Here is a 23,039-nt window from a genome sequence, read left to right as displayed (position 1 = left end):
CCGCTGCGCGAACATGATAAGACAAGCCCGTTGCCCAAGGCACAGCCGCCGCCAAAACATCAAGGAGAGCCCCATTGGCTGACGCCCCAGGATCCGAACCGCAGCATGACCTGCAAACCGGCAGGGACCGGCCGCGCAGATCCTTAAAGCCGCTTGGCCGCCTGTTGCCCTATCTCATGAAGCACAAGGGCATGGTGCTGGCGGCCATCGCCGCACTCTTTGCGGCCGCTGTGATCACCCTTGTGCTGCCTGCGGCCGTTCGGCGGATGATCGACAACGGGTTCGGCGCCGGGGACCCGGCGCTGGTAAATTCCTATTTCGCGGTTCTGATCGGCGTTGTGTTGGCCCTCGCGCTCGCCAGCGCGCTCCGGTTCTTCCTCGTCATGTGGCTGGGCGAGCGGGTGGTCGCCGAAGTGCGCTCGGATGTCTTCAATCATTTGACCCGGCTCAGCCCGGCCTTTTACGACAGCGCCCGGTCCGGCGAAATCCTGTCCCGGCTCACCGCCGACACCACCCAGATCAAGTCTGCCTTCGGGGCCAGCGCCTCCCAGGCCATGCGCAACCTGATCATGTTTTCCGGCGCCGCCGTCATGATGGTTGTGACCAGCCCACGCCTGTCCGTGTTCGTTCTGGCCGCCATTCCCGTCATTCTGGTGCCCATTATCGGCTTTGGCCGCAATGTGCGCAAACGCTCGCGCTTTGCCCAGGACACCCTGGCAGACGCGTCCGCCTATGCGGGAGAAATGCTTGGCTCGGTGCGCACCTTGCAGGCCTTCACCCATGAACAGCGCAGTGCGGACCACTACAGCACCGCCGTGGAAGCCGCCTTTGCGGCCGCCCGCAAGGCCATCACCGCCCGGGCTGCACTGACCGGATTTGCCATCTTCGTGATTGGCTCCAGCATCGTCGCGGTCCTTTGGATCGGGGCCAGCGATGTGTTTGCCGGGCGGATCAGCGGCGGCGAGCTCAGCCAGTTCCTCCTCTATTCCATTCTGGCGGCCGGATCACTGGCCACCCTGTCAGAGGTCTGGGGAGAGCTGTCCCAGGCTGCAGGCGCTGCCGAACGGCTGGCGGAGCTACTGGAGATCGATCCGGAGATCACCGCTCCCGCCACCCCGGTGCCACTGCCTGAAAACGCTGCAGGAGCCGTTTCCTTTGACGCGGTTTCCTTTGCTTATGGGACCAGCAAGACCCTGCCCGTGCTCCGGGATCTGACACTGAAGGTCAAGCCCGGGGAAACGGTGGCGGTTGTCGGCCCTTCGGGGGCAGGCAAATCCACCCTGTTCAGCCTGTTGATGCGTTACTATGATCCGGTGACGGGCGCGATCCGCCTCAACGGTGTCGACCTGCGCCAGCTCGACCCGGCCGCCCTGCGCAGCCATCTTGCTCTTGTGCCCCAGGACACCGCCATTTTCGGCACGACCATTGCCGAAAATATAGCCTATGGCCGCCCCGACGCCACCCGGGAGGAGATCATTGCTGCCGCCAAGGCGGCTCAGGCCGCCTCCTTCATCGAGGAAATGACGCTTGGGTATGATACGCTGGTCGGGGAACGGGGCATCACCTTGTCCGGCGGGCAGCGCCAGCGAATCGCCATCGCCCGGGCTGTTTTGAGAAACGCTCCGGTGCTGCTTCTGGACGAGGCCACCAGCGCTCTTGATGCGGAAAGCGAGCATCTGGTCCAGAAAGCCCTCGACAGCCTCATGGAAGGGCGGACCACCCTTGTGATTGCCCACCGGCTGGCAACCGTTCTGAAGGCGGACCGCATCGTGGTGATGGAAAACGGGCAAATCGTGGAAAGTGGCACCCATGCCGACCTGAGCGCAGCCGGCGGTCTTTATGCCAAACTCGCGCGCCTGCAATTCGGCGCCAAACCGGACGCAGCGACTCAAAAGGCGACGGCGTAATTGCCATCGCCCTGTTGTGTCGTGATGCCGGAAAAAGCTCCGGCGGCACGCGTCTCAGTCGTCGTCCGGAACCGCAACCGTATAGTTGAGCGGCAGGCGGCCACCGTCGGCGAAGATGGTCTGGCCGGTGATATAGCCCGCATCGGCTGAGGCAAGGAACGCGGCCACACCAGCAATCTCGGCCGGTTCGCCAACCCGCAGCATCGGCGTGCGGGACATGACCCGCTGGCGGGCCTCCTTGTCACTGTTCACCGAGGCCAGCATTTCCGTCATGATCGAGCCCGGGCCGATGGCATTGACCCGGATCCCGTGGGGGGCAAGAGCCAGCGCTGTCGTTTTGGTCAGCTGGGACACCCCGCCCTTGGAGACGCAATAGGGGATCTGGCTCGGGATCGCGAGCACGGAATTGATCGAGGACATGTTGATGATGCAGCCTGGTGCTCCACCGGTCTCGACCGTCTCCACCATGTGGCGCGCAACCGCCTGGGAACACAGGAACGTGCCCTTCAGGTTCACGGACAGAACCCGGTCGAAATCATCTTCTTCCAGTTCCAGGAAGCTGGCCCCGCCGACAATCCCGGCATTATTGACCAGAATGTCGATATCACCATAAGCGTTCAGGGTTTCGGCGACCATGTTGCGCACATCAAGGCGCTCGGCCACGTTGCAGTGGATATACATGACCTCGCCATGGGTCTTCAGGTCCTCAACTGCTGCTTCGCCCTTGGCATCATCCACATCGGCGATCACAACCTTGGCCCCGTCCGACACAAATCGTTTGGCAACGGCAAAACCGATGCCCTGGGCTGCGCCCGTCACAATGGCGACCTTATTTTCCAAAGACACGAAAAACCTCACGGCTGAAAGACTGGAGTCCGCGCCAGGAAGGGACGCGGGCCGCTGCGCGGCGGCCCGACCTTAGTGCCAATGCCGGAAAATATGAAGCCTAGGGTCGCGTTATTGTGCTTGAAACGCGGCAGCAGGTGCGGTTCAGCTCGAAATTCCGTGGGTTTTCATGGCTTCGGAAATCTCGTCCAGAATAGCCGGATCATCGATCGTGGCCGGCATTTTATAGGCTTCCCCATCGGCAATCTGGCGCATGGTGCCCCGCAGGATCTTACCCGACCGGGTCTTCGGCAGCCGCTCCACGGTGATCGCGATCTTGAAGGCCGCCACCGGCCCGATCTTCTCGCGCACCAGCTTCACCAATTCTGCTTCAATCTCCTCATGCGGCCGCTCGACCCCGGACTTGAGCACCACGAAACCGCAAGGCAACTGTCCCTTCAGCGCATCGGCAATACCGATCACCGCGCATTCGGCCACGTCCGGATGAGTGGCGAGCACTTCCTCCATGCCGCCGGTGGACAGGCGGTGGCCTGCCACATTGATAATGTCGTCGGTGCGCGCCATGATCGACAGATAGCCGTCCTCGTCGATCACCCCCGCATCCGCCGTTTTGTAATAGCCCGGAAACTCAGCCAGATAGGCATCAAAGAAGCGTTTGTCCGCGTTCCAGAGCGTGGGTAGAACCCCGGGAGGCAGCGGCAGTTTCACCACAATGTTACCCAGGGTCCCGGCTCCGAGCGGATGCCCGGCATCATCCAGGACCTGAACGTCATAACCGGGCATGGGCACCGTGGGCGAGCCCGGCTTGACCGGCAGCTGGCCGAGGCCCAGCGGGTTGCCCACAATGCACCAGCCGGTTTCCGTTTGCCACCAATGGTCGATCACCGGAACCTGAAGCTGATCAATGGCCCAGTTGACCGTCTCCGGATCCGCCCGCTCGCCGGCCAGAAACAGGGACCGGTACTGGGACAGGTCATAATTGCGGATCAGTTCTCCCTCCGGATCTTCCTTGCGGATCGCCCGGAAGGCGGTCGGAGCGGTGAAGAGAGACACCACCTTGTGGTCGGAAATCACGCGCCAGAACGCGCCCGCATCCGGCGTGCCCACCGGCTTGCCCTCAAAGACGATGGTCGTGCAGCCCTGCAACAGCGGCGCATAACAAATGTAAGAATGGCCAACCACCCAGCCCACATCGGAGGCTGCCCAAAACACTTCCCCCGGCTGCACATCATAAAGATTGGCCATGGACCACTTAAGCGCGACCATATGGCCGCCATTGTCCCGGACAACGCCTTTGGGCTGGCCCGTGGTGCCGGACGTGTAAAGAATATAGAGCGGATCCGTCGCCTTGACCGGAACGGGCGCAATCCGGCGCCCGGCGGCCTTTGCGGCGTCGGCCAGCTGGCCGAGATCGTGATCACGCCCTTCGATCAGGTCCGCTTCCTGGTCCGCGCGCTGAAAGACAAGGCAGCTTTGGGGCTTGTGCGCAGCAAGATCAATTGCAGCGTCAATCAGCGGCTTATAGGCAATCACCCGGCCCGGCTCGATGCCACAGGACGCGGCAATAATCGCCTTTGGCGTGGCATCATCGATCCGGGTCGCCAGCTCATTGGCGGCAAAACCACCGAAAACCACCGAGTGGATGACCCCGAGACGGGCACAGGCCAGAACCGCCATTACCGCCTGGGGGATCATCGGCATGTAAATGATCGCCCTGTCGCCCTTTTCAAGCCCCTGGTCGGACAGCACTGCGGCAAAGGCCTCCACCTCCGCCAAAAGCTCCGAATAGGTGTAGCTGGCCGTGCGGCCGGTGATAGGGCTGTCATAGATCAGCGCGGGCTGGCCCGGACGGCCCCGCTCGACATGCCGGTCCAGGCAGTTGTAGCAGGTGTTGCACTCCCAGCCGGGGAACCAGCGGCCATATTGCCCCTGATCCGGGTCAAACACCGTGTCGGTGGTGCGGACCCAGTCGATCTCCGCTGCCGCGCTCTTCCAGAAGCCGAGCGGATCCTCCTTCCAGCCCTGATAGACCTCATGATACCGGCTTGCCATGTTTTTTCCTCCCAAACAGCCGCCTCGGTATTTTGCCCCACAGTGCTGTAAGGAACGGTCCAGATGCAAGTGGGCAGGGATAGACAATTCGGAGGTCGGGACTTTACGTAATCCCTCTGGCGTGCTTGTCTCGCGCATCTTCTGTCTCGACCGCTTTGATTTTCCCGCAAATGATCCCAATTTCCGACCCCTGGTTCTATGCCGCAGCCCTTCCGGCCGTGTTTCTTGTCGGCCTGTCGAAAGGCGGCTTCGGTGGCACCCTTGCCATGCTTGGCGTGCCGCTCATGTCCCTGGTGGTGCCTCCGCTTCAGGCCGCCGGGATCATGCTGCCGATTCTGGTGGTGATGGATATCGTGGCGCTGATCGCCTACCGGGGCGAAGCCGACTGGAAGAGCCTTGCGATTCTTCTGCCCGCCGCCACGCTCGGCATCGGCCTGGGCTGGGCCACCGCCGCCTATGTGAATGACGATATCGTGACCCTGTTGATCGGCGTGCTGGCCCTGACCTTTGTTGCCGACTACCTGTTTTTGCGGCGGCGGAAGCCCCAGGCCGCCGGGCACAGCCTGCCCAAGGGCAGTTTCTGGGGCGCCATTGCCGGTTTCACCAGTTTCATCAGCCACACGGGCGGCCCGCCCTTTCAGATGTATGTGCTGCCGCTGCGCCTGGCACCGACCTTGTTTGCCGGAACGGCGGTCATTTTCTTCGCCGTGGTCAATGCCATCAAGCTGCCGCCCTATTTCCTGCTCGGCCAGTTCGACACGACCAACCTGACCACGTCCATCACCCTGTTCCCCGTGGCCCTGGTTGCGACCCTGGCCGGGGTGCGCCTGGTGCGGATCATCAAGGCGGAGACCTTTTACGCCTTTATCTATGTCTTCATGGGCCTGATCGGGGTGAAACTCACCTTTGACGGCCTTGCCGCCCTTATGGGCTGATAGGGTGCGGAGCGGCCGCCCCGCCGCGGCCGGAGGCTGTGCAAGGCGTTGCACAAAAGCGGTTTAGCGGGTTTGATACGTCAACAAAATCAAGGGAGGATGGCCATGGATGCCGATGTCAGCCCCTACACCCATGGGCTTGATAAAAACACAGCAAATTATGCGGCGCTCAGTCCGCTCAGTTTTCTGGCCCGGGCGGCGGATGTCTTTCCGCACACCACCGCAATTGTCCATGGCAGCCGGCGCACCGACTATCGCAGCTTCTATCGCCGCAGCCGCCAGCTGGCCTCAGCGCTCACGGGATTGGGGGTCGGCAAGAATGATACGGTCAGCGTCATGCTGTCCAATGTGCCGCCCATGCTGGAGGCCCATTACGGGGTGCCCATGGCCAAGGCGGTGCTGCATTCCATGAACACACGCCTGGACGCAGCCGTCATCGCCTTCCAGCTTGACCATGCGGACAGCAAGGTGCTGATCACCGACCGGGAATACGCCCCCGTCGTCAAGGAAGCTCTGGCCCTGGCCCGGGTTGCGCCCATCGTGATCGACTATTCAGACCCTGAATTCCCGCAGGATGGCGAACGGCTTGGATCCCTCGACTACGAGGCATTTCTTCAATCCGGCGATCCGGACTTTACCTGGAGCCTGCCCGATGACGAATGGGACGCCATTACCCTCAACTACACCTCCGGCACCACCGGCAATCCGAAGGGGGTGGTCTATCACCATCGCGGCGCCTATCTTCTGGCCCAGGCCAATGTGATCACCGCGTCAATGGCGAAACATCCGGTCTATCTGTGGACCCTGCCGATGTTTCATTGCAATGGCTGGTGTTTTCCCTGGTCCCTGTCCCTCGTGGCCGGCACCCATGTGTGCCTGCGCTGGGTGCGCGCCAAATCCATGTGGGATCTGATTGCCGACGAGAAGGTGACCCATCTATGCGGCGCGCCGATCATCATGTCGACCCTGTTGAATGCGCCTGACGGCCAGAAGCGGGATCTGGAGCGGGAAGTCGAGTTTTTCACCGCAGCCGCCCCGCCACCGGAAAGCGTTCTGGCGGCCATGAAACAGGCTGGCTTCAATGTGACCCATCTCTACGGGCTCACCGAAGTCTATGGCCCGGCGGTGGTCAATGACTGGCAAACCGCCTGGAACGCCCTGCCTCCGGACAGTCAGGCCCAGAAAAAAGCCCGCCAGGGGGTGCGCTATGTGGCGCTTGAAGACCTGAAAGTCCTCGACCCGCAGACACTTGAGCCCGTGCCCAGTGATGGTGAGACCCTCGGCGAAGTCATGTTCCGGGGCAATGTTGTGATGAAAGGCTATCTGAAGAACGAAGAGGCGACGCAGGACGCATTTGCAGGGGGCTGGTTCCATTCCGGCGATCTCGGGGTGATGTATCCGGACGGCTATATCCAGCTGAAAGACCGGTCCAAGGACATCATCATTTCCGGCGGCGAGAACATTTCCTCCATCGAAGTGGAGGAAGTGCTTTACAAGCACGCCGATGTGCAGGCCGCCGCCGTGGTGGCCCGGCCCGACGAGAAATGGGGAGAGACCCCATGTGCCTTTGTGGAATTGCGGCCGGGCAAAGATCTTACCGAAGCGGCGCTGATTGCCTTCTGCCGTGAGCATATGGCCACTTTCAAGGCCCCCAAGACGGTGGTTTTCTGCGAGCTGCCCAAGACCTCCACGGGCAAGATCCAGAAATTTGCCCTGCGCGAACAGGCCAAAGCGCTTTAGGGGGCGGAGAGTTCGCAGCCCCTGTCAGCCGCTTGCGCCAGAGCCCATCGTGCAAGGACAATCTGGCAACAAAAAACGCCGCGCAGAGCGCGGCGTTTCAACACTCTCAGGTAAGACGCTTAATGCAGCGTTTCACCTTGCCGTATTCGCTCAATCTCATCCTTGATCTTGAGCTTCTGTCGTTTCATGTCAGCCAATTCCAGGGAGTCCGTACTCGGGTGCATCAGAGCGGTTTCGATCTTGCGTTTCATTTCCGCATGACGGCGCTGAAGTTCTTCGAGATGCGACTGCATTGACATGGATATCCTCCTGTCTGTTGGCTCAACCCTACCATCGTGCCATAGGCCTTCCAGCCTTGTCGATTGCAGATTCCGCATATCTCTTTCGTTTCGCCGTCGAATAATGCATTTGTGCCGCCATGCTTGAGAAACCCTAAAAAAACAGGCGGAAAATTAAGCTCTGAAGGGTGATAAATAATACTCTTGGGAATTTTGCCAGCACAGCATCCTGCCCGCGCCGCAAGGACAGGAAAAGACCCCAGCAAGGCATCGCTAAAGACTTGTTTTCCCGGCTGCTTACAGCTAGGCAGAAGATGCTGTCTTGCCCGGCAGCCCGGAAATGGACTAGGACTTGTGTCCTGATTCAGTCTGATCGAGGACGTAGATGGACACCGAAGCTTTGCGAATGGAGCTAGCGCAGCTTCGTCAGGAACACAGGGACCTGGACGTTGCCGTTGAGGCGCTTGCAGCCACAGCAAACCATGACGTTCTGCAGCTTCAGCGCCTCAAAAAGAAAAAACTGATGATCAAAGACCGGATCTCAGTGCTGGAAGACCAGCTTTTTCCCGACATCATCGCCTGACCCTATTCATCTGGCCCCAATCAACTGACCTAACGCCAGATCTTCGGGCGGCAAATCCCTTTGTTCCCTTTTGGCACTGAAGACGCTCGCCAAAGACACTTTGGGGCGCGTTTCGAGCTTGCGATGCGCGCCGTGCTGCCTATACTCCGCGCCTTTCTGTACCTGGCTCGGCCACATTCGGTTGAGCACCGGGTGATCGCAGTCAAAAGGGGCGGGCATCTTGAGGCGTTGACAGAAACGCGGGATGTTCCGGCCAAATATGGAGCAAAGCATGGCGCAAGCGGATGTCGCAATCATCATGGGCAGCCAGTCGGACTGGCCGACAATGAAACATGCGGCGGACACGCTCGAGCAGCTCGGCGTTTCCCATGAGGCCCGGATCATTTCCGCTCACCGCACACCCGAGCGCATGTATGACTTTGCCAAGGGCGCCAAGGGCGAAGGCTTCAAGGTGATCATCGCCGGGGCGGGGGGCGCGGCCCATCTGCCGGGCATGACCGCCTCCCTGACCCCCCTTCCCGTCTTCGGCGTTCCGGTGGAAAGCAAGGCGCTGTCCGGCGAAGACAGCCTTCTGTCCATTGTCCAGATGCCCGGCGGCATTCCTGTCGGCACCCTTGCCATCGGCAAGGCCGGCGCCACCAATGCCGCGCTTCTGGCCGCAGCGGTTCTAGCCTTAAGCGATCCGGCCATTGAAACCGCCCTGGACGCCTACCGGGCGGAGCGCACGGCGGCGGTGGCCGGCGCGCCCAGCAACGACCTCTGACAGCGGCGGCAAAGGACAGAAGGATGATGGCATCAAAGAAGCTCCGCCCCGGCGATACGGTCGGCATTCTGGGCGGCGGGCAATTGGCGCGGATGCTGGCACAGGCCGCTGCCAGCCTTGGTTTGAAAACCCATATCTTCTGCCCAGACCCGGCCAGCCCCGCCTTTGACGTGAGCACCGCCCAGACTGTGGCACCCTATGAGGATCTTGCAGCGCTGGAGCGGTTTGCAAACGATGTGGATGTCGTCACCTATGAATTTGAAAACGTTCCCGGCGCCACTACCGCGCATCTGGACGCCCGTGTGCCCGTGCGGCCCGGCGTGCGCGCCCTGCAAGTCTCTCAGGACCGGCTGACGGAAAAGCAGTTCCTGTCCGGCACCGGTGTCGGCCTCGCCGGCTTTGCGGATATCACCTGCCAGGAGGACCTGGACACCGCCCTGGACCGGTTTGGCGGCCAGGGGGTCTTGAAAACCCGGCGCTTCGGCTATGACGGCAAGGGCCAGCTTATGATCCGCACGCCGGGGGACAGCGCGGGCGCCTTTGACCGGATTGGCTCCGTCCCCGCCGTTCTGGAAGAGCTGATCCCGTTTGACTGCGAAGTCTCGGTGATCGTTGCCCGGGATCTGAACGGCACCTGCTGCTGCTATGACATTGCCCGCAACCACCACGAAAATCACATCCTGAAGACCTCGACTGTGCCAGCAGGCGTTGCCCCGCAAACCTGCGCGGCCGCCCGGGACATCGCCGAGCGCATTGTCTCCGGTCTTGGTTATGTCGGGGTGATGGGTGTTGAAATGTTCCTGCTGCGCCAGGGGGCTGAGGAAACGCTGCTGGTCAATGAGATCGCCCCGCGCGTTCACAATTCCGGCCACTGGACCCAGGATGCCTGCCTGACCTCCCAGTTCGACCAGCATATTCGCGCGGTCGCGGGCTGGCCGCTGGGATCGGCCGAGCGCCATTCAGATGCGGTGATGGAAAATCTGATCGGCTTTGAAGCGGACCGCTGGGCCGAAATCCTGACGGCCCCGGAGGCCCGCCTGCATCTTTACGGCAAGGCGGACACCCGCGAGGGTCGCAAGATGGGGCATGTGAACCGCCTCACGGCTAAGACGGCCTAATACATAGCGTTTGCCCGACATCTGAGAGGACACCGCAAGAGACAAAGCGGTTTGGAGCCGGGTGAACGCGGCATGCTCAAGGCCCCGGCATTCGGAGCTCTTGTCAGCCCCCCCTATCTGTCAGCCGCCCAGCAGTCCGAGGTCTTCCCGGCGCGCGAACCTGACATTTGCCATTAAGGCAACACAGGCGAGCCCCGCCGCAAGGCCGCACCAGACGCCAACTCCGCCCCACCCGGCCCCAAAGCCGAGGCCGAGCGACAGGGTGATCCCGACCACCCAATAGCCGAACAGCGCATAATAGAGCGGGACGGTGGTGTCCCCGAGGCCACGCAGATTGTTGACGCCGATGATCTGCCCACCATCGGCGATCTGAAACAGCGCCGCCACCAGCAGGAATGAAGCGCCATAGGCCAGCACCTCCCGGGCCTCCGGGTCCTCAAGATCCAGATAAAAGCCGACAAGCGTTTCCGGCAGGCTCCAGAACAGGACCGCAAAACAGGCCATGAAGGCCAGCGTGACGGCCAGCGAGGTCCAGCCGGCACGGCCCACCGCCACAGGATCTTTCCGCCCGGCCGCAAGACTGACACGCGTCATTGCGGCCACCGACAGACCAACGGGGATCATGAAGGTTAGCGAGGCGATCTGCAGCGCAATACCGTGCCCGGCCAGTGGTAACGCCCCCAGCCAGCCAATCATGATGGACGAAGCCACAAACAGGGACGCCTCGGCGATGATTGTGAGGCCGATCGGCGTACCCAGACGCAGGATCTGCAGGAACACCGGCCAGTCGGACCGCCAGATACGCCCCAGCAGCGTGTAGCGGCGCAGTTTCGGATGCCAAAGCGCATAGGCCAGCAGGAACAGAAAGGTTGCCGTGGCACTGATGACGGAGGCAATGCCGGCCCCTGCAAGTTCAAGGCGGGGAAAGCCGAAGGTCCCGAAAATCAGGAGATAATCCAGAACCGCATTGACCACGGCCCCGGCCAAGGTCGCCCATAGCACCACCTGGGTGCGCTCCATGACCGTCAGGAAGCCCCGCACCGCCATGATCAGCAGCGCCGGCATCAGCGTCCATTGCAGCATCGACATGTAGTGGCCGGCCAGGGCAGCCAAGCCGGGCTCCTGCCCAAGAAGCAGAAGGACCTGTTCGGTAAACGTCAAAAACAGCCAGGCCGGCAGGCTGAACAGTACAGCGACCCAAAAGCCCATGCGCACAGCCCGGCGCAGGTCACGGAGCTTGCGCTGACCGCGCGCCCGCGCCGCAAGCGGGATCACGGCCTGTAGCACCCCCATGCCGAAAAACCACAAAAGCGTATAAAAATTGAACGCCAGCACGGAGGCGGCAAGCTCCGGCGCACCCAGGCGGCCGATCATCAAAACATCTGTTGTGTTGATCGCCATCTGCGCCAGCTGGGCCCCGGCCAGTGGCATGCCAAGCGACAGGGTCGGCAGGATGTCGCTTCGCCACAAAGAGCTGCCCCCAGCCGAATCGGGCGCCCCTGACGCGTGTTGCGCCATTGTTTCCTCCAGCAAATCAGGGCAAAAACCGTCTTGCGCAGCCTAACGATCCCAGTCAGATCTTGGGCAGATGCCAGATTTAGGCGACGGCTCTGGCCCTGTCCATCATCTTGTCTTCTTTCCCGGCCAGTTCGGACCGGTTCCGTGAGGTTTATTTGCGAATGACTGTGGACAGGCCCGGATCGCTCTGGTATGAAGCCCGTCAATGTGAGCGACGCGTCAGCGGCGATCAGGTTTCTGCACACAAGTGAAAGCCCTGCAGCATGGTGACTGCAACGGTCTGACACTGCTTGCGGTCAGGACCCGTCGCAAATTCTGCTGACAATGCCTCTCTCAACTCATTGTCTAATTTGTCTGCGGATCGGCCGCTGGACATCAGAACGGGAAAAAACGCGTGCAGGTTTTGGTTCGCGACAACAATGTCGATCAGGCGCTGAAGGCGCTGAAGAAAAAGATGCAGCGCGAAGGCATCTTCCGGGAAATGAAACTTCGTGGCCACTTTGAAAAGCCGTCTGAAAAGAAGGCCCGCGAAAAGGCTGAAGCCATCCGTCGCGCTCGCAAGCTGGCGCGCAAGCGGGCTCAGCGTGAAGGTCTGCTTCCGGGCAAGTCCGCTCGCCGCTAATCCGGCTGGAGTGCTCCCGGCGGTCAGAACCGCTTCTGCCAGCAAATCTGCCGTAGGCCGACCGACTCACCGGTCGGCTTTTGGCGTTTTGCAGCTCCCCTAGCGAAGATGGGCTTGTCGATAAGGCCATCTCTGCGGTTCATAGCCACATTACCGCCCAATTGGCAGCGGATGAACGGCGTGTCCAACTGCTTGACCTTAAGAAAGCTAATGTGCCGCATGCGCAAGACCCTGCCTCACGCACTTTTGTTCAGCCTGGCAACCTTGCTGGCTGCATGCAACACGTCCGGCGTTTATGAGGATGCCCCGGTCAACCGCTCTGCGGGCTCGTCCTCCAACATCGCCTCGTTGACGGCGGTTATCGATTCCAATCCGTCCGACGCGACCGCCTACAGCACCCGCGGTATTGCCTACGGCCAGGCCGGCAAGCTCGACAAGGCGATCGAGGACTTCAACAAGGCCCTGCAGCTGAACCCGCAAGCCTACCAGACCTATGCCAACCGGGCACTTGTCTTCCGGCGGCTTGGCAAGAACGAGCAGGCCATCTCCGACTACACCCGGGCCATCAACATCAAGCCTGACTATGATGCAGCCTATGTGGGGCGCGGCAATATCTACCGCCAGCAAGGCAACTACAATGCCGCCCTTGCCGATTTCAACTCGGTGATCACACGGGACAGCAGCGACGCGCGTGCGTTCTACAACCGCGGCCTGATCTATCAGGCCCAGAAGCAGGACAATAAGGCGATTGAAGATTTCGCCACCGCCATCGGCCTCAACCCGAAGGCCAGCGCGCCCTATATTGCCCGCGGCATTTCCTATCTGGCGATCAACGATCCCAATGCGGCCTTCTCGGACCTGTCGATGGCTGTCAATCTCGACCGGGAATCCTCCATTGCCTGGGCCAATCGCGGTCTGGCGCTTGAAATGCTGGGCAAGCCCAAGGACGCGCGGCGCAATTACACCCGCGCAATGACCCTGGACAATTCCAACAAAATCGCCCGCGAAGGCCTCGGCCGCGTCGGCCAGGGCTGACCAGCCCCACCCTTCCGGTCATTTTACGGATCCAGGCAGTTCAGAACGGGCAACCAGTCGTAAAGACCACCCGCTCGCCGCCATCCGGGTGGTGCAGTTCCAGACTTTCCGCATGCAGCGCAAGCCGGTTTGAGGCGGCCAGCGCCTCTCCGCTGGCATAAAACCGGTCGCCGATGATCGGATGCCCCAAGGCCAGCATATGCACTCGCAACTGGTGGGAGCGCCCCGTATGGGGAAAGAGATGCAGGCGCGTTGTCCGCTCTTTCCGCTCCAGCACCTGCCAGCGGGTCAGGGCCGGTTTGCCATGTTCAAAGCTGACCATCTGGCGGGGTCGGTTCGGCCAGTCGCAGACAAGCGGCAGATCCACCTCCCCCGCCTCGTCCGCCAGGTGCCCCCAGATCTCCGCTACATAGACTTTCCGGGTTTTCCGCCGCTCAAACTGCAGCCCCAGATGCCGGTGCGCGGCCGGGGTCCGGGCCAACACCATGACGCCGGAGGTATCCATATCGAGCCGGTGCACGATCCGCGCTTCCGGATAGGAGGCCTGCGCCCGCGCCTCCAGACAGTCCGAATGCTCTTCCGCCTTGCCCGGAACACTCAACAGCCCGCTTGGCTTGTCGGCAACCAGCAGGTCCTTATCGGCATGAAGAAGGCTCAGATAAGGCTCCAGGGGCGGAGCATAGATGAAGGGGCCGGGCGCATGTGCTGACATGGCGCGCTTATAGATCCAAAAACCTGGCATCCCAACACAAAAAGGCGCGGACCGGGCCGCGCCGTTCTTCAGAACCGTTGGCTAAAGAGGTCTGATCCGCTTCAGACGGACCCGTCAGACGGTCAAAATCGCCAGGATGCCGGTCAGGACAAAGATGGCAGCGGGCGGAACCCAGCCTTTTTCGCCAAGGGCAAGACCGATTGCGGAGGCAACGATCGTTCCGATAAGCATCAACCAGCCGAAGACATGGGCAACTGTGCCGCCAAAGCCGAACAGGATCAGGCACAGCACAATGTTCAAAACAGCCACGGTGCCGACTTTCGAGAAGTTGATGAACCCCTCATACGTGCGCTCGTGTGCGTCATAGTCCATTGCAGGTGCGTTGTCGTCTGCCATCAATTCCTCCCAGAAACGGTCAGTCGCTTGAAACCTTCATACAATAGAAATTGCCTGTTCGGCAATCTCGGTCACCTTACCAAGAATGCCCTTAAGGAAAGTTTTCGCACTCTCAGGGTGTCTGCATTGACCCTGGCCCGTCAGGCGGCGTTTGACACGCCCCCAAGCCCCGCCGCCGCAAGCACTCTGTCCTGGCGTGCGCGCACGGTTTCAGCCTCGAAGCCCTCGATCTGCTCGTTGAACAACTGAAAGAAGTTCAGCTCCGCCCGCAAATGCAGGAACACCCCGCCAAGGCCAATGGCGGCCCGGTCCATGAAGACAAATTCCTGCGGCACGGTCACCGGTCCGAGTTCCTTCAGCGCCGAATGTACCCGGAAGGCTTCCTTGCGGCCATATTCGGCGGCCGACACGCCGTCGGCAATGGACCGAACCCGGTCGCTCAGGAGCGGGCCATAGATGAACCGTGCCCAGATATTGAGAACCTCGATGGTCTCTTTTTTCAGATTTTTAAAACCCCAGCGCTCATAGGCGGAGATCACCCGGTCCGCGTCCTCTTCCAGAAGCCCCTTGTAGAGGTCGACGACCCCTTGCACGAAGCCTTCGGGAAACACGCGGATACAGCCATAATCGAGCAGATTGATGCCCCCCGGGCCGCCATCTTGTTCAAACACTGTGTAATTGCCCAGATGGGGATCCCCGTGAATGACGCCGAAATGGCTGAAAGGGTGCCACCAGGCATGGAACATCGTTCTGGCCAGCAGGTTGCGCTCTTCAAGACTGTGGTCCTTGAACGCCAGCAACGGCCTGCCGGTTAGCCAGCCCATGGTCAGTAGCCGCTGGGTGGACAGGTCCTCCACCACCTGCGGCACCCGGATCATATCCGTCCCGGCAAGGATCTCCCTGTACATGGCAATGTTGCCGGCCTCACGGGTGTAATCCAACTCCTCGCGCACCCGGGCGCTGATTTCCTTGGCAATTTCCCTGGTATCAATGGCCGGGCTCATGCGGCGGTGCAGGGAAAACAGCATTTGCAGCTGCTTCAGATCCGCCTCGACCGCAGAGGCCATGTCCGGATATTGCAGCTTGCAGGCCAGCACACGGCCGTCATGGCCCGTGGCCCTGTGCACCTGCCCGAGGGACGCGGCGGCCGCCGGTTCCCGGCCGAACTCCGCGAACCTGTCCTGCCAATTGCTCCCGAGTTCCGCCCGCATCCGGCGTTTGACAAAGGCCCAGCCCATGGGCGGGGCGCTGGCCTGAAGTTTGGCCAGTTCGGTGGTGTATTCCGGCGGCAAGGCATCCGGTATGGTTGACAGCAGCTGGGCCACCTTCATCAGCGGCCCCTTCAGCCCGCCAAGAGCCTCCGCCAATTCAGCCGCATTCTTGGCATTGTCCAGCTCCATGCCAAACAGCTTGGCGCCCGCAAATTTCGCGGCAATTCCGCTCATATTCGTGCCCACCCGGGCATAGCGGCCCATGCGGGCACTCAAACGGTTGCTTTCGCGGTCCTTGGTCTTCGGCATGCCTTGGGGCGCTCCTTGAACAAATGATCAGATGCTGACGTCTAAATATGCGATCTGGCCGGGATATCCAGCCCGCAGACCCGCGCGGGGGTCAGCCCCTTACCCGCCAGTCAGGCGGGGACAGCCGGACAGAACCCTTCCAGCACCCCGGCCAGCGTGTCCCGGACGCCGGTCAGGCCCTTATACGCCAGTTGATCCGCGTCCAGATCAAGCATCTGGCGGCGCAAACCGGCGGCAATCTCAGCTCGGTTGTCCTGCTGTTCCAGGGCAGTCAGCGGGTCATGGTGGATCTTGATGGTAAAGAGGATATCGCCCGTGCCTTCCAGACGGCGCAGCGTCTGACGCTCAACCCGCAAGAACAGGCCGGCCAGGGCGTGCGCCTCCATATCCATCCGGATCACCCTGGGTTCGGGATGGTGCAGACCGCTGCCCTCGTGGAGCGACCAGTTAAAACGGCAGACCAACTGTCCCGGCTTCAGATTGTCGAACAGGCGCGCAACCATCATGCCCATACGGCTGCCATTGAAGCCGGGCACCGTTTCGTGAATGCCGGTCATGGACTGGCCGAATTTCTCCGCCAGCGACCAGGACGAGGGAAAGCAGAGTGACGCAGCGGCCAGGCGGTATCCTTCCGGGGACGGACTCATGATCACCAGATCTTCCTGCACGAGACGCGACGCGGTCAGAAGGGCATCCCCTCCTGCCATCCGGACCGGCTCCTTGAGCCCGTTGATAAAGACAGCGGCCCCTTCCATCCTGTGGGTCTTGCCGTGAAACCGGCGCAGATTGCCCACAACAAGCTCCAGCACCTCCTCCTGCGACGGACCTGTCTCCAGTCCGGCCCGGAAGACCGCATCGGGTCTGGACCGAAACAGAAGATCCTTGTTCGCCAGATGCCGGGCAAGAAACGGATCGGGCTCCAGCCAGACATCCTCCGGAATGGGTTTCAGCCCGACCGTGAACGGGCTGCTGGAGCCGTCATAAGGCGTGTGCTGAAAGGGCGGTGCAGAGGACATCTGAAAGCGGTCCCGGTCAGGCCCGGTCAAGCTCTTCCAGCTCGTCAATAATCCGCTCGATCACCGCCAGACCCTTTTTCCAGAAATCCGGATCGGTCGCACTCAGGCCGAAGGGCGCCAGCAGATCCGAATGGTGCTTGGTGCCGCCCGCCTTCAGCAGATCGAAATATTTCTCCTGAAACCCGGTCTCCGCATCCTCGTATACCGCAAACAGGGAGTTCACCAGACAATCCCCAAAGGCATAGGCATAGACATAGAAGGGCGAGTGGATGAAATGCGGGATATAGGTCCAGAAAGTCTCATACCCTTCGTTCAACCTGATCGCCGGACCCAGGCTTTCGCCCTGAACGGACATCCACAATTCGCCGATCTTGTCAGCGGTCAGCTCCCCATTGCGACGCTCGGTATGGACCTTGCGCTCAAAGCTGTAAAAGGCGATCTGGCGCACCACCGTGTTGATCATGTCCTCGGCCTTGGACGCCAGCATGATCTTGCGGGTGCGCGGATCTGCGGCCTTGGCCAGAAGCGACTTGAAAGTAAGCATTTCGCCAAAGACGCTGGCGGTCTCTGCAAGGGTCAACGGTGTTGGCGCCATCAGGGGGCCATTGTGGCCAGCCAGCACCTGATGCACCCCGTGGCCCAATTCATGGGCAAGCGTCATCACATCCCGGGTCTTGCCCTGATAATTGACCAGCACATAGGGATGCGCGCACGGCACGGTGGGATGCGCAAAGGCGCCTGGCGCCTTGCCAGAGCGTGCCGGAGCATCGATCCAGCCCTTGTCGAAAAAGCGGCCCGCAATCTCCGCCATGTCGGGGGAGAAAGTGTGATAGGCAGACAGCACCGTGTCCTTCGCCTCGTCCCAGGGGATGACCCGTGTGTCCGCATCGGGCAGCGGCGCGTTCCGGTCCCAGCTGTTCAGCTGATCCTTGCCCAGCCAGCCGGCCTTCAGTTTGTAATAGCGGTGTGACAGGCGCGGATAAGCCTCCCGGACGGCGGCCACCAGCGCATCAACCACCTCCCGCTCGACCCGGTTGGCCAGATGGCGGCTATCGGCGATATCCTTGAAATTCCGCCAGCGGTCGGAGATTTCCTTGTCCTTGGCCAGAGTATTCGTGATCAGTGTGAAGGTGCCCAGATTGTCCGAAAACGTCCGCCGCAGCGCCTCAAAAGCGGACTGGCGTTTGTCCGGCGCCGGATCGACCAGAAGATTGAGCGTCGGCTCGATCGCAAGATTTTCGCCGTTCACATCAAAGGTCAGTGAGGCCATGGTCTCATCGAACAGCCGGTTCCAGGCGTTGCTGCCGGTTACCGACTTTTCGTGAAAGAGTTGCTCGACCCGGTCTTCCAGCTGATAGGGTTTGCCCTTGCGAAGATCCTCGATCCAGGGCCTGTAGTGGTCCAGCTGCTCATTTTTGAGAGCCGCCTCGATCAGTCCGTCCTCCACCGTATTCAATTCCAGAGTGAAGAACAGAAGATGGGAGCTGGCCGTGGTGATCTGCTCCTGCACATCCCCATAAAATTTCTGCGCCGCCGGATCGATTGTGTTCCCGGCATAGACGAGACCGGCAAAGGAAATCAGTTTGCCCATAAGTTCTTCGAGATCCTCATAGGCGCGGATAGCAGTGACCAGAGCCGGAATATTGCTTTCCGCCATCTCGGCGAGCCGCCCCTTGTAGGAGGCTTCGAACGTCTTGGCCCGGTCAAGGCTCTCTTTCAGGTCCTGGGCCACTTCCGGCGCGTCCAGGGCCGGGTAAAGATCACTCAGGTCCCATTCCGGCAGAGCGCCCAGATCAGAGGCAGCAGTGGTATCGGGCGCAAGGACGGGACGCGGCAGGGGCATTGTTCACTCCGGTGGCAGATTGCCCAAGGGGCAAGGAACACGTTTAGTCTTTGTTTTAGATAGGACGGGCGGCAAGGACCGCGCAATTCTGAAAACCGATTTTTTTAACCGGCCTTGGACGATTTATTTACCCAAGTGCGACCATACTGCGTCGAAACGAGACATTTTGAAGCGAATTGATCCAGCCCATGCAAGCGACAAACGGCAAAATCCTTATTGTTGACGATGATCCAATCCAGCGCCGGCTTCTGGAAGAAGCAGTGCGTAAATTCGGCTATCGCTCGAAAACAGCGGAAAATGGCCTTGAGGCCATGCGCATCATGAGCGGGCCGGAAGCCAGCGAAATCGACCTGATCATTCTGGACATGGTGATGCCGGAACTGGACGGGCTCGGTGTGCTGGAGCAGCTGCGCGCCAACAAGACAGCCACGCCGGTGATCGTGCAGACCGCCCATGGCGGCATCGACACGGTGGTCAGCGTCATGAATGCGGGCGCTCAGGACTTCGTGGTCAAGCCGGTCGCGCCGGAACGGCTGAATGTCTCCATCCGCAATCTTTTGAAAACTTCGGCCCTTGAGGACGAGATCACCCGGTTCCGCAAACAAGCCTCCGGCACGCTGACCTTTGCCGATATCATCACCCATTCCGCCGCCATGGAGCGGGTGATCGATCTAGGCAAGAGGGCCGCCGCCTCCAACATCCCGATCCTGATCGAAGGGGAAAGCGGCGTCGGCAAGGAAATGATCGCCAGCGCCATTCAGGGCTCCAGCGACCGCCGGTCCAAGCCGCTTGTGGCGGTGAATTGCGGCGCCATTGCCGAAAATCTGGTGGAATCCATCCTGTTCGGCCACGAGAAAGGCGCCTTTACCGGTGCGGTCGACAAGCATGTCGGCAAGTTCCAGGAAGCCCATGGCGGCACCCTGTTTCTGGATGAGGTCGGGGAACTTCCACAGGACGTACAGGTAAAGCTGCTGCGTGCCCTGCAGGAAAACGAAATCGACCCGATTGGCGCCCGCCGTCCGGTCAAGGTGGATTTCCGCCTGATTTCAGCCACCAACCGGCGCCTGATCGATCAGGTCAAGGAAGGCGTCTTCCGTGAAGACCTTTATTACCGGCTGAACGTGTTTCCGATCTGGATCCCGCCCCTGCGGGACCGGCGCGAAGACATTCCCGCCCTCACCCGGCATTTCCTGGCCCGTTTTGCGGCCGAAGAAGGCAAGCCCCAGGTGGCCGGTGTTGCCCCGGACACCTTGGCCCTTTTGCAGGCCTATCACTGGCCAGGCAACATCCGCCAGCTTGAAAATGCAGTCTTCCGGGCTGTTGTCCTGTGCGATGGCGCCCAGCTGACGGTAAACGATTTTCCGCAGATTGCCGCCGCCGCCGACCAGCCTCTGGGCGGCCACCAGACCCCGGGCTTTCAGTCTTCCGGCAGTCCTGGACCCGAGGTCCAGAGCCCGGCCGCAACCCAAACACCCCCATCACATCAGGCGGCTTCGCATCAGGCAGCCCAGCCCCAGGCAGCTCAAGCGCAGGCTGCCGCCCGGACAGGGACCTCCCACACGGAGATGGCCCAGCCCCCTGCCCCCACCGCGTCGCAGCCCCATCCAGCGCCCCAGGCAGGGTTCGAAGGCGGTGCGCCCTTCGGCTTCATGCGCAATCTCGACCGGGAAGGCCATGTGCGCAAGCTCAACGATGTGGAAGAAGAATTGATTCGCGCTGCAATCAATCACTATTCCGGCCGCATGACAGAAGTCGCCAAGCGCCTTGGCATTGGCCGGTCCACACTTTACCGCAAGCTGAAGGAATATGGCCTGGAGGATGGCGACAAAAACGCGGCAGCGTGAGCCCTGTGTCCTGACGGACGGGGAAATCCTGCCCATAAGGCAAACACGACGATTTTTTGACGTATTCTGCCCCTATCCAACGCTGGGGAAGGTTTTTGAGACGTGCGCCTTGCGAGTTGTAATTTTGTCACATTTATCAAGCGCGCGAAAATAGGGTAAAAACTTCTTAACTTGCACAGATTAGACTGTTGCTCCTGCTGGGGAGCACAGGATGGGTGAAAGCCATCAAAACGGCGAGACAAAGATTGCAGAACCGCTTAGTTGATTTCAGCGTCGTCGGTTGGATGTGGCGCGCGGCCAAAGCTGCGGGCCTGATCGTGATCATGTCCGCGTGTTTTATCACGGCGGCTGTTGCCGAAACCCGCACCCTCAAGCTTTACAATACCCATACCAAGGAACGGGTCTCCATCACGTTCAAGAAGAACGGCCGCTATCTGCCGGCAGGCCTTCGGGAAGCCAACCGGTTCTTGAGGGACTGGCGCCGCAACGAGATCATCAAGATCGATCCGGAACTGCTCGACCTCGTATGGGAAGTCTACCAGCAAGTGCGTGCCAAGGACTATATCTACGTCGTCTCCAGCTACCGGTCTCCGGCCACCAACAACATGCTGCGCAAGCGCTCGCGCGGCGTGGCCAGGAACAGCCAGCACACGCTTGGCAAGGCAATGGATTTCTACATTCCCGGCGTCAATCTGGCCAAGCTGCGGGCCACGGGCCTGCGCAAGCAAGTGGGAGGTGTCGGCTATTACCCACGCTCCGGCTCGCCATTTGTTCACATGGACACCGGCAGCGTGCGCCACTGGCCGAAAATGAGCCGGTCCCAGCTGGCCAAAGTGTTTCCCGACGGCAAGACCTTGCACATTCCCTCTGACGGCAAGCCGTTGAAAGGCTACAAGATCGCTTTGGCAGAATCCAAATCCGGGAAGCGCCGCACCTCCAAGCCGACGCTGGTTGCCGACAGCAGGCCGAGACCGAGCAGCAACGCTCCCAGCACCCGCGACCAGAGCCTGACCGCGCCGGGCAAACCGATTCTCTCCAGTCCGGCCTCCAGCACCCCGGCTGCGCCCGCACCACGGACCGCAAAACGGAAAGAGACCAAACAGCCGGCAGGTGGCAATCTCTTTGCCGGTCTCTTTGGCGGCGGCCAGACCCGGGACCGGAACCAGGCGAACCGGGCCGGAGCCGTGGGGAATGCGGCCCCGGCACAGACTGCAGATGCTTCTCTAACCTTCGACAACCCTCCGGTTCCGGCCAGGAAAGTGCTGGCCAGCGGGGTGTCTCCCGTCCCCCCCGCACCACTTGTGGTGGCCAGTGCGGATACGACGGGTGCGCAAGCCCAGTCCCCGGTTCCGGCCGGGACACGGCTTACACCGCCCGGACCGACACCGCCTGCAACGGTCGGCTCCGTACCTGCGGCCAATACACTTGATGCCCAGCGTTTTGCCCTGGAAAACGGCCAGCCGGTCTTCCGGCCCCAGCCGGTGGCCAATCCAGCAACGCCGAACGAGGCCATTGACAGCCGCTTCCAGATTGCTGCCGCCCCAGCGCTGAAACCGAAACATGGCCTGAGCGATGCGGCCAAGCTTGCCGCCGCCGAGCTTGGCATTACGAATGCTGCGGCCGGATCCGTTCCGGTGCCCCGCACCCCACCGGCTAATGATCCGGTGGCCGCCATTGCTGCGGCCACAGGCGCTGGCACACCCTCACCGGCCCCGGCCCCCCGGCCCGAAACAACCCTGGCCTATGCCTCGGCTTCTGCCATACCGGCCAGCCTGACCAGCGCTTTGCGCCCGGCCGCTTCCCTTAACCGCTCCGAAGCCGCAGTCCGCCCCGGCGCAGCCTCCGAACCGGCCCGCGGTGCAAGCCGTCAACCGTCCCTGTCCGGCCGCATTCCAAGTGAAGAGATCCTTGATCCCATGGCCGGCTTTGCCCGTCTTCCGGACAAGTCGGAACCTGCGCTTCTCTCCGGCGCAGGCACCACCCGGCACAAGGCTTTCGCGCTTCTGAGCCATCCGAACCAGCGCGCTTTGAAAAACGTAATAATGCCGGGGAACCGGTTTGTCGCCTCCAGCTTTGCCGCGGCCCCCTATGGCACCTTGCGCGCCGACCGCTTCGCCGGTCCAGCCGTCGTCATCCTCCCGGTTCGCTACGCCCGCTGACGGCAGAAGCGTCTTTCCAAACATACACAGCCTCTAAAGGCGGCGCCCTCAGAAGGGTCAAAGCGCACCGCACCGCCTCAAAGACGCATTCCTTGTGCAGGTGCCTGACTAATTTCTAAGCACACTCACCCGCAGCACCAGGCAAACGCACT

Annotated in this window: 19 protein-coding genes; 10 read left to right on the top strand and 9 right to left on the bottom strand. The window is 61.2% G+C overall.

The window, feature by feature from the left end:
• Positions 1–74: 74 nt before the first annotated feature.
• Complete coding sequence (locus ACXAIC_RS03335; protein ID WP_475173601.1) at positions 75–1,907, top strand: ABC transporter transmembrane domain-containing protein; 1,833 nt, start codon at positions 75–77, stop codon at positions 1,905–1,907.
• A gap of 54 nt (positions 1,908–1,961) precedes the next feature.
• Here the strand turns inward: ACXAIC_RS03335 and ACXAIC_RS03330 are convergent, their stop codons facing one another.
• Entirely contained in the window at positions 1,962–2,753 is a 792-nt protein-coding gene (locus ACXAIC_RS03330) for an SDR family NAD(P)-dependent oxidoreductase (protein ID WP_475173599.1), read from the bottom strand.
• A gap of 144 nt (positions 2,754–2,897) precedes the next feature.
• Positions 2,898–4,805, bottom strand: coding sequence for a propionyl-CoA synthetase (locus ACXAIC_RS03325; RefSeq protein WP_475173596.1), 1,908 nt, complete (start codon positions 4,803–4,805; stop codon positions 2,898–2,900).
• 170 nt (positions 4,806–4,975) lie between these two features.
• Here ACXAIC_RS03325 and ACXAIC_RS03320 point away from each other — a divergent pair, with 170 nt between their 5' ends.
• Both ACXAIC_RS03320 and ACXAIC_RS03315 read left to right on the top strand, forming a co-directional pair.
• Positions 4,976–5,740, top strand: coding sequence for a sulfite exporter TauE/SafE family protein (locus ACXAIC_RS03320; protein WP_475173594.1), 765 nt, complete (start codon positions 4,976–4,978; stop codon positions 5,738–5,740).
• Between the two features lie 105 nt (positions 5,741–5,845).
• Positions 5,846–7,480: an acyl-CoA synthetase gene (locus tag ACXAIC_RS03315; RefSeq protein WP_475173593.1), complete on the top strand. Its 1,635-nt coding sequence runs from the start codon at positions 5,846–5,848 to the stop codon at positions 7,478–7,480.
• Positions 7,481–7,599: 119 nt separating this feature from the next.
• Here ACXAIC_RS03315 and ACXAIC_RS03310 read toward each other — a convergent pair whose 3' ends face one another.
• Positions 7,600–7,779, bottom strand: a complete 180-nt coding sequence (locus ACXAIC_RS03310; protein WP_475173590.1) for a YdcH family protein — start codon at positions 7,777–7,779, stop codon at positions 7,600–7,602.
• Between the two features lie 364 nt (positions 7,780–8,143).
• On the opposite strand from ACXAIC_RS03310, the gene ACXAIC_RS03305 reads away from it, so the two are divergent.
• From ACXAIC_RS03305 to ACXAIC_RS03295, 3 genes are all read left to right on the top strand, one after another.
• Positions 8,144–8,341 carry a YdcH family protein gene (locus ACXAIC_RS03305; RefSeq protein WP_475173588.1) on the top strand — a complete coding sequence of 66 codons (198 nt, stop codon included), beginning with the start codon at positions 8,144–8,146 and terminating at the stop codon, positions 8,339–8,341.
• Positions 8,342–8,612: 271 nt separating this feature from the next.
• Entirely contained in the window at positions 8,613–9,104 is a 492-nt protein-coding gene (purE, locus tag ACXAIC_RS03300; RefSeq protein ID WP_475173586.1) for a 5-(carboxyamino)imidazole ribonucleotide mutase, read from the top strand.
• A gap of 23 nt (positions 9,105–9,127) precedes the next feature.
• A complete protein-coding gene (locus tag ACXAIC_RS03295) occupies positions 9,128–10,222 on the top strand; it encodes a 5-(carboxyamino)imidazole ribonucleotide synthase (protein WP_475173584.1) in 1,095 nt (364 codons plus the stop codon).
• Positions 10,223–10,342: 120 nt separating this feature from the next.
• On the opposite strand, the gene ACXAIC_RS03290 is transcribed toward ACXAIC_RS03295, so the two are convergent.
• Complete coding sequence (locus tag ACXAIC_RS03290; RefSeq protein WP_475173582.1) at positions 10,343–11,740, bottom strand: MATE family efflux transporter; 1,398 nt, start codon at positions 11,738–11,740, stop codon at positions 10,343–10,345.
• A gap of 394 nt (positions 11,741–12,134) precedes the next feature.
• On the opposite strand from ACXAIC_RS03290, the gene rpsU reads away from it, so the two are divergent.
• Together rpsU and ACXAIC_RS03280 are read left to right on the top strand one after the other, a co-directional pair.
• A complete protein-coding gene (gene rpsU, locus ACXAIC_RS03285; RefSeq protein WP_008188883.1) occupies positions 12,135–12,362 on the top strand; it encodes a 30S ribosomal protein S21 in 228 nt (75 codons plus the stop codon).
• A 219-nt stretch (positions 12,363–12,581) separates the two neighbouring features.
• A complete protein-coding gene (locus ACXAIC_RS03280) occupies positions 12,582–13,397 on the top strand; it encodes a tetratricopeptide repeat protein (protein ID WP_475173580.1) in 816 nt (271 codons plus the stop codon).
• A 40-nt stretch (positions 13,398–13,437) separates the two neighbouring features.
• Here the strand turns inward: ACXAIC_RS03280 and ACXAIC_RS03275 are convergent, their stop codons facing one another.
• From ACXAIC_RS03275 to ACXAIC_RS03255, 5 genes are all read right to left on the bottom strand, one after another.
• A complete protein-coding gene (locus tag ACXAIC_RS03275) occupies positions 13,438–14,109 on the bottom strand; it encodes a pseudouridine synthase (RefSeq protein WP_475173577.1) in 672 nt (223 codons plus the stop codon).
• Positions 14,110–14,223: 114 nt separating this feature from the next.
• On the bottom strand, positions 14,224–14,505 hold the full coding sequence (locus ACXAIC_RS03270) for an aa3-type cytochrome c oxidase subunit IV (protein WP_475173575.1): 282 nt from the start codon (positions 14,503–14,505) through the stop codon (positions 14,224–14,226).
• A gap of 140 nt (positions 14,506–14,645) precedes the next feature.
• On the bottom strand, positions 14,646–16,025 hold the full coding sequence (locus ACXAIC_RS03265) for an ABC1 kinase family protein (RefSeq protein WP_475173573.1): 1,380 nt from the start codon (positions 16,023–16,025) through the stop codon (positions 14,646–14,648).
• 110 nt (positions 16,026–16,135) lie between these two features.
• Positions 16,136–17,041, bottom strand: coding sequence for a heme-dependent oxidative N-demethylase family protein (locus tag ACXAIC_RS03260; RefSeq protein WP_475173570.1), 906 nt, complete (start codon positions 17,039–17,041; stop codon positions 16,136–16,138).
• A gap of 16 nt (positions 17,042–17,057) precedes the next feature.
• Positions 17,058–18,884 carry a M3 family oligoendopeptidase gene (locus ACXAIC_RS03255; protein ID WP_475173568.1) on the bottom strand — a complete coding sequence of 609 codons (1,827 nt, stop codon included), beginning with the start codon at positions 18,882–18,884 and terminating at the stop codon, positions 17,058–17,060.
• Positions 18,885–19,072: 188 nt separating this feature from the next.
• Between ACXAIC_RS03255 and ACXAIC_RS03250 the strand changes: the two genes are divergently transcribed.
• Together ACXAIC_RS03250 and ACXAIC_RS03245 are read left to right on the top strand one after the other, a co-directional pair.
• Positions 19,073–20,728 (top strand): sigma-54-dependent transcriptional regulator, encoded by a 1,656-nt coding sequence (locus ACXAIC_RS03250; RefSeq protein WP_475173565.1) that lies wholly within the window; start codon positions 19,073–19,075, stop codon positions 20,726–20,728.
• A gap of 323 nt (positions 20,729–21,051) precedes the next feature.
• Positions 21,052–22,887 (top strand): peptidoglycan L,D-endopeptidase MepK, encoded by a 1,836-nt coding sequence (locus ACXAIC_RS03245; RefSeq protein WP_475173860.1) that lies wholly within the window; start codon positions 21,052–21,054, stop codon positions 22,885–22,887.
• Positions 22,888–23,039: the final 152 nt, after the last annotated feature.

Source organism: Roseibium sp. AWQ4_254 (genome assembly GCF_056161025.1).
The sequence above is the reverse complement of the archived record's forward strand: the minus strand, read 5'-3'. Positions and strand labels throughout refer to the sequence as shown.

What these genes read in the sequence shown, in the direction of transcription:
- ACXAIC_RS03310 (WP_475173590.1), bottom strand. Translation starts at nt 7,779, where the DNA reads ATGTCAATGCAGTCGCATCTCGAAGAACTTCAGCGCCGTCATGCGGAA.
- ACXAIC_RS03270 (WP_475173575.1), bottom strand. Translation starts at nt 14,505, where the DNA reads ATGGCAGACGACAACGCACCTGCAATGGACTATGACGCACACGAGCGC.
- ACXAIC_RS03295 (WP_475173584.1), top strand. Translation starts at nt 9,128, where the DNA reads ATGATGGCATCAAAGAAGCTCCGCCCCGGCGATACGGTCGGCATTCTG.
- ACXAIC_RS03255 (WP_475173568.1), bottom strand. Translation starts at nt 18,884, where the DNA reads ATGCCCCTGCCGCGTCCCGTCCTTGCGCCCGATACCACTGCTGCCTCT.
- ACXAIC_RS03265 (WP_475173573.1), bottom strand. Translation starts at nt 16,025, where the DNA reads ATGCCGAAGACCAAGGACCGCGAAAGCAACCGTTTGAGTGCCCGCATG.
- ACXAIC_RS03250 (WP_475173565.1), top strand. Translation starts at nt 19,073, where the DNA reads ATGCAAGCGACAAACGGCAAAATCCTTATTGTTGACGATGATCCAATC.
- ACXAIC_RS03245 (WP_475173860.1), top strand. Translation starts at nt 21,052, where the DNA reads ATGTCCGCGTGTTTTATCACGGCGGCTGTTGCCGAAACCCGCACCCTC.
- ACXAIC_RS03275 (WP_475173577.1), bottom strand. Translation starts at nt 14,109, where the DNA reads ATGTCAGCACATGCGCCCGGCCCCTTCATCTATGCTCCGCCCCTGGAG.
- ACXAIC_RS03260 (WP_475173570.1), bottom strand. Translation starts at nt 17,041, where the DNA reads ATGTCCTCTGCACCGCCCTTTCAGCACACGCCTTATGACGGCTCCAGC.
- ACXAIC_RS03315 (WP_475173593.1), top strand. Translation starts at nt 5,846, where the DNA reads ATGGATGCCGATGTCAGCCCCTACACCCATGGGCTTGATAAAAACACA.
- ACXAIC_RS03280 (WP_475173580.1), top strand. Translation starts at nt 12,582, where the DNA reads ATGCGCAAGACCCTGCCTCACGCACTTTTGTTCAGCCTGGCAACCTTG.
- ACXAIC_RS03325 (WP_475173596.1), bottom strand. Translation starts at nt 4,805, where the DNA reads ATGGCAAGCCGGTATCATGAGGTCTATCAGGGCTGGAAGGAGGATCCG.
- ACXAIC_RS03320 (WP_475173594.1), top strand. Translation starts at nt 4,976, where the DNA reads ATGATCCCAATTTCCGACCCCTGGTTCTATGCCGCAGCCCTTCCGGCC.
- ACXAIC_RS03290 (WP_475173582.1), bottom strand. Translation starts at nt 11,740, where the DNA reads ATGGCGCAACACGCGTCAGGGGCGCCCGATTCGGCTGGGGGCAGCTCT.
- ACXAIC_RS03305 (WP_475173588.1), top strand. Translation starts at nt 8,144, where the DNA reads ATGGACACCGAAGCTTTGCGAATGGAGCTAGCGCAGCTTCGTCAGGAA.
- purE (WP_475173586.1), top strand. Translation starts at nt 8,613, where the DNA reads ATGGCGCAAGCGGATGTCGCAATCATCATGGGCAGCCAGTCGGACTGG.